The 12,198-nt window shown below is 72.8% G+C and carries 8 protein-coding genes; 5 read left to right on the top strand and 3 right to left on the bottom strand.

Annotation, left to right across the window (positions count from 1 at the left end; translation table 11 throughout):
* The coding region (locus M4J07_RS42395; RefSeq protein WP_255981587.1) for an ATP-binding protein at nt 1-2,433 on the top strand (2,433 nt) is incomplete at its 5' end.
* Here M4J07_RS42395 and M4J07_RS42390 read toward each other — a convergent pair.
* On the bottom strand, nt 2,434-4,353 hold the full coding sequence (locus M4J07_RS42390) for a sigma-70 family RNA polymerase sigma factor (protein WP_255981585.1): 1,920 nt from the start codon (nt 4,351-4,353) through the stop codon (nt 2,434-2,436).
* A gap of 234 nt (nt 4,354-4,587) precedes the next feature.
* The gene (locus M4J07_RS42385) at nt 4,588-5,346 is read right to left on the bottom strand and encodes a TetR/AcrR family transcriptional regulator (RefSeq protein WP_255981583.1); all 759 of its coding nucleotides are present in this window, start codon (nt 5,344-5,346) and stop codon (nt 4,588-4,590) included.
* A 363-nt stretch (nt 5,347-5,709) separates the two neighbouring features.
* On the opposite strand from M4J07_RS42385, the gene M4J07_RS42380 reads away from it, so the two are divergent.
* The 3 genes from M4J07_RS42380 (at nt 5,710) to M4J07_RS42370 (ending at nt 9,827) form a co-directional block, all read left to right on the top strand.
* Nucleotides 5,710-7,125: an NAD(P)/FAD-dependent oxidoreductase gene (locus tag M4J07_RS42380; protein WP_255981581.1), complete on the top strand. Its 1,416-nt coding sequence runs from the start codon at nt 5,710-5,712 to the stop codon at nt 7,123-7,125.
* 167 nt (nt 7,126-7,292) lie between these two features.
* Entirely contained in the window at nt 7,293-8,945 is a 1,653-nt protein-coding gene (locus M4J07_RS42375; RefSeq protein ID WP_255981579.1) for an ATP-binding SpoIIE family protein phosphatase, read from the top strand.
* Between the two features lie 54 nt (nt 8,946-8,999).
* Nucleotides 9,000-9,827: a class I SAM-dependent methyltransferase gene (locus M4J07_RS42370; protein WP_255981577.1), complete on the top strand. Its 828-nt coding sequence runs from the start codon at nt 9,000-9,002 to the stop codon at nt 9,825-9,827.
* 58 nt (nt 9,828-9,885) lie between these two features.
* Here the strand turns inward: M4J07_RS42370 and M4J07_RS42365 are convergent, their stop codons facing one another.
* Nucleotides 9,886-11,169 carry an MFS transporter gene (locus tag M4J07_RS42365; RefSeq protein WP_374215186.1) on the bottom strand — a complete coding sequence of 428 codons (1,284 nt, stop codon included), beginning with the start codon at nt 11,167-11,169 and terminating at the stop codon, nt 9,886-9,888.
* 120 nt (nt 11,170-11,289) lie between these two features.
* On the opposite strand from M4J07_RS42365, the gene M4J07_RS42360 reads away from it, so the two are divergent.
* A complete protein-coding gene (locus tag M4J07_RS42360; RefSeq protein WP_255981575.1) occupies nt 11,290-11,844 on the top strand; it encodes a MarR family winged helix-turn-helix transcriptional regulator in 555 nt (184 codons plus the stop codon).
* Nucleotides 11,845-12,198 lie beyond the last annotated feature (354 nt).

Raw genomic sequence — 12,198 nt, 5'->3', positions numbered from 1 at the left:
GCCCGGCTGAATTCCTTCGTCGGCCGGGAACCCGAACTCGCGGCCATCCGTTCAGACTTGCAGGGAGCACGCCTGGTCACGCTCACGGGCCCGGGCGGCTCCGGCAAGACCCGCCTGGCCGAGGAGGCCGCCGTCCCGGCCCCCCAGGCCTGGCTGGTCGAGCTGGCGCCGCTGGACGACCCGCGAGCGGTCCCCGGCGCGGTCGTCAGCGCACTGGACCTGCGCGAGACGGTCCTGAAGACGAGCGAGTTGTCGGGCCCGCAGGACGACCCGACCAGACTCCTCATAGAGCACTGCGCCCAGCGCAGCCTGCTCCTGATCCTTGACAACTGCGAACACGTCATCGACGCGGCGGCCGAGCTGGCCGAGACCCTGCTCACGCACTGCCCGCGCCTGACGATCCTCGCCACCAGCCGCGAACCCCTCGGAGTCCCGGGGGAGTCCGTCCGCCCCGTCGAGCCGCTGCCCCCGGACCCCGCCCACCGCCTGTTCACCGAGCGGGCCGCCGCGGTCCGCCCCGGTTTCGACCCCGCCCAGGATCCCCAGGCCATCGCCGAGATCTGCCGCCGTCTCGACGGGCTGCCGCTCGCCATCGAGCTCGCGGCGGCCCGCCTCAGGCTGCTCACGCCCCGCCAGATCGCGGACCGCCTCGACGACCGCTTCCGGCTGCTGACCGCCGGCAGCCGCACGGTGCTGCCCCGCCAGCAGACGCTGCGCGCCGTCGTCGACTGGTCCTGGGACCTGCTCGACGAGCGGGAGCGCACCGTCCTGCGCGAGCTCTCGGTCTTCGCCGGCGGCTGGCACCTGGAGGCGGCGGAGGCGGTCTGCTCCCCGGAGGAGGTCGCCGACACCATCGGCTCCCTCGTGGACAAGTCGCTGCTCATCGCCGCCCCGAGCGGGGACGGCGTGCCCGGCATGCGGTACCGGATGCTGGAGACCATCCACGAGTACGCGACGGAGCGCGCCGCGGCCGACCCCGGGCTGCGCCTGGCCGCCGAGCGCCGCCACCTCGCGTACGTGCGCGCGCTGGTCGCGGAGGCCGACCCGAAGCTGCGCACCGGCGAGCAGCTGCCGTGGATCCAGCGCCTGGAGACCGACCTCGACAACATCAGGGCGGCCCTGGCGCGCGCCACCTCCTCGCCCGAGCTGACGGACGAGGAGACGGCGATCGCCCTGGTCCTGCACATGAGCTGGTTCTGGTGGCTGCGCAACTACCGGCCGGAGGCGACCGCCTGGGTGCGCGCGGTGATGGACATGCTGCCGGACCGCGCGGTCCCGGAGGACCCGGAGCACCCGCTGTACTGGCAGCGGATGAACCTGCGGCTGTTCGACCTCTTCATGGTCGCCGACGCCTACCCCCGGGAGGCCGTCAGCGACGACGCCGACCGGAAGTACATCGCCCGGATCCAGGCCGCCTTCGAGGCACCGAGCCCGCAGGGCGCCCGGTTCCCCGGCATCATCTGGCCGTTCTCGCTGTTCCTCCTGGACGAGGTGCGGGACGTCCGCCCGGCGCTGGACGCCGCGGTGCGCAACTGCCGCCGGTTCGGGGGCGACTGGGAGATCGGCGTCATGCTGATGTTCCGTACCCACATGGCCGTCGACATGCCGGGCCACATGCGGGGCGTGGACGACGACCTCGCCGAGCTGCGGGAGATCAGCGCCCGGGTGGGCGACCGCTGGATGCGCGCCCAGGTGTGCAGCGCGGCGGGCGAGGCCGCCATGGCGCGCGGCCGCTTCGAGGAGGCCAAGAGCGAGTACGAGGAGGCGCTGCGGCTCGCCTATGAAGTGGGGGCGTACGCCGAGACGCCGTTCCTGATGGCCCGGCTCGCCGAGATCGCCTACCGCAAGGGCGACCACGAGACCGCCCGGAAGGCGCTGGACGTGGCGAGCGACGAGGCGGACCGCAGCGGGTCCGTCGACTCGACGGCGTTCATCCGGCTGCTGCGGTCCCATCTCGCGCTGGCCGACGGCGACGTGGCGCGCGCCCGCGAGCTCTGCGACGAGTCGGCGGCGGTGGCCGCGGGCGGCACCCCGCCGCCGCAGTTCGCCGCGGCCCTCGGCATGGCGGACGCCCGCATCACGGCCGCCGAGTCGGGTCCCGCGGAGGGTCTCGCGATCCTCGTCGGAGTGCTGCGCGGCGAGGTGATGGAGCACTGCGCCGAGTCGGTCATCGCGGGTCTGGTCGACGTCGGCGCCGAACTCCACGCCAGGGCCGGCGACGTGGAGAGGGCGGTCCGGCTGTTCGCCGCGGCGGACCGGCTGCGCGGCGACCGGCCCCGGCCGATGCCGGAGCGGGCCGAGTACGGAGCGGTGGAGACCCGCGCGCGCGACGAACTCGGCGACGTCCGGTACGAGGCGGAGCGGGCGGCGGGCGCAGGGCTCGGCCGCGAGCGGATCCTGGACGAGCTGGCGCCCGGCCCGGACGGCGGCTGATCAGCTGCAGGTGAACCGGGAGTCGGCCCAGTCGGCCAGCGCCACCGCGCCGAACGGGGTGTGCGGTTCGACCACCAGCCGGATCGTCCTGGCCCCGGCGAGGCCGACGTGCACCGGTACCGCCGGATCGTTGCCGTGGACGACCTGGGAGCGCCAGGCCCGCACCCCGTCGACGTAGACGGAGAAGCGGACGGCGCCGAGACCCAGGGTCATGTCGTCGACTCCGGCGAACGCGTCGTACGCCGTGCAGCTGCGGTTCAGGTCGATGGTGACGGAGGACTGGGCGTGCACCGAGACCCCGTTCGCATAGGTCTTGTCGGCGATCGACAGGCCGTAGCGCTGCCACACCCAGCTGCTCTCGCCGAGCCGCATCTCGGGCTCGCTGCCGTCGCCGACGGCGCCGTACGCCAGCTGGTTCCACTGGTAGACCGCCGGGGCCGGCGGGGGAGTCGGCTTCGGGGTCGGCGTGGGCTTGGGCGGCGTCGGCTTGGGCGTCGGCTTCGGAGGCGGGGTCGGCTTGGGCGTGGGCTTCGGCTTCGGGGTCGGCGTGGGGGTCGGAGTCGGCGTGGGCGTCGGCTTCGGCGCGGGCGGCTCCGGCGTGGGCGTCGGGGTCGGCGTGGGCGTCGGCTCGGGCTCGATCGGCTGCGAGACCGGCGGCTTCTCCTGCCGCGCCTCCGGCTCGGGCTTCTTCGGGTTGCCGCCGGTCAGTGCGATCGCCAGGGCCGCGGCCGTCGCGGCCGCCACCACACCCGCCGCGATACCGGCCTTGGCCGGCGCCCCGAGCCCTTCGGCCGCCGCTCCGCCGGCCGCGCCACCGCCCGACGAACCGCCGCTCGCGGCCGCGGCCGCACCGGCCCCGGCGCCCGCCGCACCCGCGGCGCCACCACCGATGAGCGCGGCCACCTTCGCGTACCCGGCGGCGCCGAACCAGCCGATGACGGCGATCGGCACGACACCGGGGATCCCGCTGGCGACTTCCTTGATCTGGCCGGCCGCGAGGCGGCACTTGGCGCACTCCTCCAGGTGCTTGCGCAGGCCCCGCTCGGCCCGGGTGCGGAGGCTGCCGCGCGCGTAGGCGCCGAGCCGGTCCGCGTAGCGGGCGCACTCCTCGGACTCGGTGAGCGTGGCCGAGACGTGCGCCTGGAGGTACGCCTCCTTGAGGCCTTCGCGGGCGCGCTTGGCGAGCACCCGCGTGCCGTTGGCGTCGAGCCCGAAGAGCGTGGCGACGTCGCTGGGCGACTCGTCCTCGACCTCGGTGTGCCACAGCACGGCCTGCCAGCGCTCGGGCAGCGAGCGGAAGGCCTGCATCGCCATCGACTGCTCGGCCTCGTGCATGGCGCGCACGTCGGCGCCCAGGTCGAGGGTGTCGTCGTCGGAGACCTCGTTGGAGCGGGCGGCCTGCTGGGCGAAGACCGCGAAGTCGTCGACGAGGTGCTCCCGCTTCGCCGACTTCGTCCAGCCCGCGGCGACCCGGCGCACGGTGGTCAGCAGATAGGCGCGCACCGCGTGCTCGGGCCCGCTGCCGCCGCGCACGGCCTGCAGCATGCGGGCGAAGACCTCTGCGGTCAGGTCGTCGGCGGTGTGCCCGTCCCGGCAGCAGGTGCGCGCGTAGCGGCGGACGGCCGCGGCGTGCCGGCGGTACAGCTCCTCGTACGCCGAGTCGTCACCGGCGCGCATCCGGCCGATCAGATCGGCGTCGGACAAGGGCAGCGGCGCGCCGGGCTCGGCCGCCGCGGCCTGCTGCGCCGCGCCCTCCCGCTGCATGGGGACGGAGACGTCCGCGACGTCCGCAGGCGCAGGCGCGGCCTCGCCGGACGCACGCCCGGGACCGCCCTGATTCGGAACCTGCTGCGGAGGGAGCCCGTCGCTGCTCGCACCTCCACCGTCGGACTGCTGCTCGTCCCGCCCGTCAACGCTCATCGCGGAAAGCCCCCGACCGCACACTCTGACCCGACCACCGGGAAAGAGTGCCACACGGGGCCCCCACCGTGGTGGTCGCTGCACAGCAACCACTCATCCGTGGAGATTTCCCGTACCCGAGCGCTACCTTTCACTCGTCCGGGGCAAGCCCAACAGCCATGTGGTAAAGGACAGTTGACCGCGCGCAACCGGTTCGGTCACGCGCGGTCAACCATCGTCACCCCTGCCGGGCCGTCACGCGGGCCGGGACCGCAGCCCTTCGAGCAGGATGTCGAGGAGCCGGGCCGACGCCGCCGCCTGGTGCGCGGCGTCCGGCAGCGAGGGCGCCGCCGTCGCGATGACCAGCAGCACGTCCGACACCGTCACGTCGGCCCGCAGCTCGCCGGCCTCGCGCGCCCGGTCCACGAGCCGCCCCACGACGTCGAGCAGCGCCGTGGCACCGGCGTCGTCCGCGGGCAGGGCCTCGTCCACCGGCGCCGTCCGCTGCTCCACGAGCCGCAGCTCGGGCGCCCCGCTGCGCTGCTCGGGCACCCGCGTCTCGTCCCGGCCGCCGTCGGCCCCTTCGTCGGCGACGCCCACCCGCAGCACCTGCGGCGGCAGCAGCCGGCCGGCGCCGGAGGCCACCGAGGTCCGCAGGAAGCGGGAGAGCGCCGACCACGGCTCGTCCTCCTGGCCGAGCGCCGTGCGGGCCTGGTCGGTCAGCCGGGAGGTCTCCTCCTCGGCTATCCGTCGCACCAGTACGTCCTTGCTGGGGAAGCGCCGGTACACCGTGCCCACACCGACGCGGGCGCGCCGCGCCACGTCCTCCATGGGCGCCCCGTACCCCAGCTCGCCGAAGACCTCCCGGGCCGCGCGCAGTACGTGCTCCAGATTGCGCTGGGCATCCACGCGCAGCGGCGCGGCTCGTGAACTGTCGCCCGCGCCGCGCCCGTTCGCTCCGCCCGTAGGTGCCACGGCCGACGCTGAGGTCCAATGAGAATCCTGAATGTGCATATGTGTTCCCCCGGTAATGACGTCTCCCCCCGGAGACACTCCCCGTCATTGTCAGCCGGAGCGTGAGGAACAGACAGCGATTTCCGGGACAGTCCCTGCGGTCCCGTCAGTGCATCCCCCGACACCCCGACAGCACACGAACATAGTTGAGCCGGAGTCAATTCAGAAGGGGCAGGTTCCGCACGGAGCGCCCCCCGAACGGAGTACGCGGCGATTCCGCCAAGATTGCACCCCTCCCTCCCACCCCTCCCCTCCCTGCTGACCTGCGCACCTGTCGTTCGCGCCGGTCGGCCGCCCCACCGGTGCGCGGCCTTCCGGCCGGTCACACAATTTGCCGGGGCTGTGGACAAACGCAAGGGTCCGATGCGTCATGGGAGGGTGAGGGAACCTGCGCGCATTCTCGTTGTCGGCGGCGGCTACGTCGGGATGTACACGGCCCTGCGCCTCCAGAAGAAGCTGAAACCGGAGCTGCGCAGCGGTGCCGTGGAGATCGTCGTGATCACCCCCGACCCGTACATGACGTACCAGCCGTTCCTGCCCGAGGCGGCGGCCGGTTCCATCTCCCCGCGCCACGTCGTCGTCCCGCTGCGCCGCGTCCTGCCGCACTGCCACGTGATCGTCGGCGAGGTCGTCTCGATCGACCACGCCAAGCGGACGGCCATGTACACGACGCTGGCCAGCGACGAAGAGGGCACGGGCCCGGCTCCGCTCGCGTACGACGAACTCGTCCTCGCACCTGGCTCGATCTCGCGCACGCTGCCCGTCCCCGGCCTCGCCGACCACGGCATCGGTTTCAAGACGGTCGAGGAGGCCATCGGCCTGCGCAACCACGTCATCGAGCAGCTGGACATCGCCTCGTCCACCCGCGACCCTGCGATCCGCGACGCGGCGCTGACCTTCGTCTTCGTGGGCGGCGGGTACGCGGGCGTCGAGGCGCTCGGCGAACTGGAGGACATGGCCCGGTACGCGGCGAAGTACTACCACAACGTCAAGGCAGAGGACCTGAAGTGGATCCTCGTGGAGGCGTCCGGCCGGATCCTGCCGGAAGTGGGCCCGGAGATGGGCCAGTACACGATCCGCGAACTGCGTGGCCGGAACATCGACGTACGCCTGGAGACCCGCCTCGAATCCTGCGAGAACCGGGTCGCGGTGCTCAGCGACGGCTCCCGCTTCCCCACCCGCACCGTCGTGTGGACGGCCGGCGTCAAACCCAGTCCGCTGCTCGCCGCCACGGATCTGCCGCTGAACGAGCGGGGCCGCCTCAAGTGCACCGCCCAGCTCTCCGTCGACGGCGCCCCGCACGCGTGGGGCGCGGGCGACGCGGCGGCCGTCCCCGACATCACGGCGGAGCAACCCGGTACGGAGTGCGCGCCCAACGCCCAGCACGCCGTCCGTCAGACGAAGACCCTCGCGGAGAACATCGCGGCGTCGCTGCGCGGCCGGCCCCTCACCGACTACGAGCACGCGTACGTGGGATCCGTGGCCTCGCTCGGCCTGCACAAAGGCGTCGCGCACGTCTACGGCCGCAAGCTGAAGGGCTACCCTGCGTGGTTCATGCATCGCGTCTACCACCTCAGCAGGGTGCCCACCGTGAACCGGAAGGCCCGCGTCCTGACCGAATGGACGCTCTCCGGCCTGTTCAAGCGGGAGATCGTCTCGCTCGGGTCCCTGGAACAGCCGCGCGCCGAGTTCGAACTCGCGGCCGGTGCCGTCCCTCCTGAGGACCCTTCTGCGGGGCCGTCACCGGAACCACCCGGCCGTCCGAAGGGGTCGCCGTGACCGGCTTGCTGACACCCTGGGCGCCCCGGCCGACGCACGGTTGACCGGAGCACGGAACTCCCTTTGCCGGACCGGCGTCTGACGTTTGTCAGTACGGTCGGCCAGACTGGTCCACGACCATGGGCGGGCCCATCGCCCTCCCTCGACCCCACGAGGCTTGTCCCACAGTGAACTTCACGCGCTGGAGCGCCCGGCTCCCCGGAACGCAGCGCCGCGCGGCGGCGCGCGCCGACCACGGTGTGGCCCAGCGAGGCGACGGCGCGGTGCCGGCGGCCCGCGCCGAGCACCTGCCCGACGAGCCCCAGGAGGGCGCCACCGCCGAGGGCGGTGTCGACGAGCTGCCGGTCCGCGCCGTCCTCGACCGCATCCCGGCCCTCGTCGCGCTGGTGCACGGCCCCGAGCACCGCATCGCCTACGTCAACGACGCGTACATCGCCGCCTTCGGCGACCGCCCCGCCGGCGAACCGGCGCGCGACGCCCTGCCCGAGCTGGACGAGCTGAGCCTCCTCCCGCTCCTCGACCAGGTGCTGCGCAGCGCGAAGCCCCGCACGGTCAAGTCCCGCAAGACGTCCGGCGGCCGCTCGTACACGGTGACCTGCACCCCGCTGGAGACCGCGGACGGCCCCGGCGTACTGATCTTCGCGGCCGACGTCACCGACCACGCGGAGGCCGCCGAGCGGCTGCGCACCAGCGAGCGCGAACAGCGCGAGACGGCGGTCACCCTGCAACGGAGCCTGCTGCCGCAGGAGTTGGAGGAGCCCGACGACCTGCGGATCGCCGCCACGTACCAGCCGGGCGGCACCGAGGCCGCGGTCGGCGGCGACTGGTACGACGTGATCACCCTCGGCGGCGGCCGCACGGCCCTCGTCATCGGCGACGTCATGGGCCGCGGGGTCCGGGCGGCCGCGGTCATGGGCCAGCTCCGCACGGCGGTCCGCGCCTACGCCCGCCTGGACCTCCCGCCGCACGAGGTCCTGCAACTGCTGGACGGTCTGGCTACGGAGATCGACCCCCACCAGATCGCCACCTGCGTCTACGCCGTCCACGACCCGAACGAGGGCCGCCTCGTCTACGCGTCCGCCGGCCACCTCCCGATCCTCGTACGCGACGAGAACGGCACGATCCACCGCGGCGACGAGCCGACGGGCCCGCCGCTCGGCACCGGCGGCTGGCTGCACGCCTCGGGCGCCGTCCCGCTCGGCCCCGGCTCCACCGCGGTCATGTACACCGACGGCCTGGTCGAGCGCAGGGACGAGGACATCGACGAGGGCGTGGCCGCGCTCGAGCACGCCCTCGCGGGCGCCACCGGCACGCCCCAGGTCGTCTGCGACCGGCTGATCAGAGCGGCGGGCGTCACCGCCGACCACGACGACGACGTGGCGGTCCTGGTCCTCCAGCACCCGGCGCGCAAGGGCTCCGACGGCGAACTGTTCCGCAACGCCGCGCTGGAACTCCTCGGCGGCGTCGAGGCCGCCCCGCGCGCCCGCGCCTTCGCCTCCGGCGTCCTGTCCAGCTGGCGCTTCACGCCGGAGCTCCACGACCTGGGCGTCCTGGCGGCCAGCGAACTCGTCGCCAACTCGCTCCAGCACGGCACCCCGCCGATGCGGTTGCGGCTGCGCCGCACGGACCGCCGGCTGATCGTCGAGGTGACCGACGGGGACGACCACCTGCCCCGCAGGCGCCGCGCGGACCCGGGCGACGAGACGGGCCGCGGCATCGCCATCGTCGCCACGATCGCCTCGAACTGGGGGTCGCGGCGCACACCGGGTGGAGGCAAGGCCGTGTGGTGCGAGTTCGTGCTGCCGAGCGGCACGGCCTGAGCCGGCCGTGCCGCACCCCTGGGCACTTGCGTCCCGCGGTGCTATCAGCGTCGTATGACAGACGCGGCAGCAGACACCCCCGGCTTCCGGCTCACCGGCAGCGCCCCCGAGCGCTATGAGCAGTACGTCGCCCCGCTCATGGCACCGTTCGTCACCGCCCTCGTCGACGGCGTCGGGCTGAACCCCGGCGACACCGTCCTCGACCTGGCCTGCGGCACCGGCTTCGTGGCCCGGCTCGCCGCGGCCCGCGTCGGCCCCACCGGCCGGGTGCACGGCGCGGACGCGTCCCCGGACATGCTCGGGGTCGCCACGGCGCACCGCCCGCACCTGTACCCCGACATCGAGTTCACCCCCGCCTCCGCCGACCGGCTCCCCTACGACGACGCGTCCTTCGACGCCGTCCTGTGCCAGCAGGGCGCGCAGTTCTTCCCCGACCTGCTCGCCGCCCTCACCCAGGCCGCCCGGGTCACCCGCCCCGGCGGCCGGTTCGCGGCGACGACCTGGACGGACCTGTCCGCCTCCCCGTACTTCCTCGCGCAGCACGAGGTGATCACCCGGTACGCGGGCGCGGAGGCCGCCGCTCCGTACACCGAGGCCTTCCGCTGCACCGGCGACGTCCTCACCGAGGCCCTGCACAAGGCGGGCTTCCAGGACGCGACGACCCGCACCCTCACGCTCGACGTGACCCTGCCCCCGCTCGCCACGCACGCCGCCGGTCACCTCTCGGCGATCCCCTGGGGAGTCCGGATCGCCCAGGAACACGGACCCGAGGCCCTGGCGGAGGCGGGCCGCGCCATCGCCGACCGCTTCACCCACCGGACCGCCCCCGACGGCACGGTGACGCTCCCCTTCACGGCGACGCTGGTGACGGCGACCCGCTGAACGCACGGGTGGCCGGTACCCGAAGGCACCGGCCACCCGTCCGCGTCACCGCTTCCGCTCACGCCTCCGCGGTGGCGGGCTCCGGAGAGCTCTGCATCACCACACGGCTGCCGGCCAGGGACGGCTGGTCCTGCACCGGAGTGAGCCGCTTGCCGAGCCGCAGCGCCAGGAACGTGATGCCCAGCGAGAACAGCAGGAAGGTCACGATGTACGGCCCGTGCAGCGCGGCACCCATCGGCCCGCCCACGGCCGGCCCGACGGCCAGCGCGAGCTGCTTGACCAGCGCGAACGCGGAGTTGTACGTCCCCACCATCCCGGCCGGCGCCAGATCGGCGACCAGCGGGGCGACGGTCGGCGACAGCATCGACTCACCGAGCCCGAACAGCGCGTACGTCGAGATGAACGCGGCGGTCGCCATGGCCTGGCTCCCGTGCCCGAGCCCCGCGTATCCCGCGGCGATCCAGGCGACGGCCCAGATGATGCCGACGGCGGCGATCACGCGCGACCGCTTCCGGCGCTCCACGAACTTCAGGACGGCGAACTGCGCGACCACGATCATCGCCGTGTTGGCGGCGAGCGCGATGCCCAGCGTGGACGGCGAGATCCCGGCGGCCTCGACGCCGTACGCGCTCAGCCCCGACTCGAACTGTCCGTAGCAGGCGAAGAACAGCACGAACCCGAGCACGCACAGCTGCACCATCGCCCGGTGCCCCATCAGCGTCCGCAGCCCGCCCTTGGCCTCGCCCTTCGGCACGCCCTCGCCGAGGGACGGCGCGTGCGGCATCCGCACGGTCAGCACGATGGCGGCCAGCACCAGGAACATCACGGCCTCGATGCCGAACAGCCGCAGGAAGCTGCCCGCGTTGTTCTCGTCGACGATCTGGCCGCCGATGAGGCCACCGATGCCGAGGCCCAGGTTCTGCAGGAAGAACTGCATGGCGAAGGACCGCGTCCGCGTCTCGGGCGTCGAGCACCACACGATCATCGTCGCGAGCGCGGGCTGCAGCACCGCGGTGCCCGCACCCAGCACCGCCGCGGCGGCTATCGCCGTCGGCTCACTGCTCGCGAGCCCCAGCCCGACCGCACCCACCGAGGCCACGACGGAGGCCGCCACCAGCACCGGCAGCGGTCCGCGCCGGTCGATGGCGCGCCCGGTGAAGGGCAGGACGACCAGGGCGGCCATGGCAAAGGCGGCCAGCACGATGCCGGCCGCACCGGCACCAAGATCTCGGACCTCCGCCACGTACACGTAGAGGAACGGAACCGTGAAGCCGATGCCGAACGCGCTCAGCGCGCTGCCCACCTGAATCCGGCGCATCGCCGCGCCCATCGCCCTGGTCACTTTCACCTGCCCTTTCGCAGTCAGAGGTTACGTCTGAAGACTTCGAACCTAAAGTTAGAAGCTAAACAATACACAGAGAAGGACTTCAACGCCAACCACTTGCGTGCCATACTGCGCGGCATGGCGGACACCCCCGGCGGGCCGACAGCCGAGCCGACCCTCGAAGAGCAGATCGCGGCGTACCAGCGCGAGTTCCGGGACCTCGACCCCCAGGTCGAGCAGATCGTCTCCGCGCTGGGCAGGCTCAATCGCCGGATGAACGTGGCGTACGGCCGCCAGACCTCGGAGATCGGCATCAGCAACGCCGACTGGGAGGTCCTCAAGGCGCTGGTCCTCTCCGGCGCCCCGTACCGGATGGGCCCCGGCGACCTGGCCAAGCGCCTCGGTCTGACCCCCGCCGCGATGACCCACCGCATCGACCGGATGGTCCAGGAGGGTCTGGTCACCCGCGACCGCGACGAGAACAACCGGGTGCGCGTGATCGTCGAGCTGACGGACGAGGGCCGGGAGAAGTGGCTGGAGGCGATGCACCTCGCCTCCGCCTTCGAGGAGGACCTCCTCCAGGACCTCACCCCGACCGAGCGCGGCGTCCTCGGCGAGGTCCTCACCCGGCTCCTGCGCCGCGTGGAGGACGCCCAGCCGGACGCCGGCGGGCGTCTCAACGACCTCGACTGAAGTTCACAAGGGTGGGGGTTGACACAGCCCCACCTGGTCCGTAAGGTTCTTCGGGTTGCCACAGAGCCGTAACGGTTCTGCGACAGCACCCTCCGCCGCTGAAGCGGCACTCAAACCACCAGCACGATCTCCCAACGGGACTGATTTCGGCATGTCCGAATTCATTTCGAAATTGGGTTGCGGCTGTCCTGATCGGTCCGATTAGGAACTGCCGAGCAGATCCGCTAAAGTTTGGGACGTCGGAACGGCTCAACAGCCGCGAAGACAAACCCCGTTGACTGGGAATCAGGCCCGAAAGGATCTGATAGAGTCAACACCGCAGGAAGGCCGAAAGGCCGGAAAGCGAAAAGCAAG

The sequence above is a fragment of the Streptomyces longispororuber genome (genome assembly GCF_024448165.1).
Lineage (GTDB): Bacteria > Actinomycetota > Actinomycetes > Streptomycetales > Streptomycetaceae > Streptomyces > Streptomyces longispororuber_A.
This window is presented reverse-complemented; position numbering and strand designations above follow the sequence as displayed.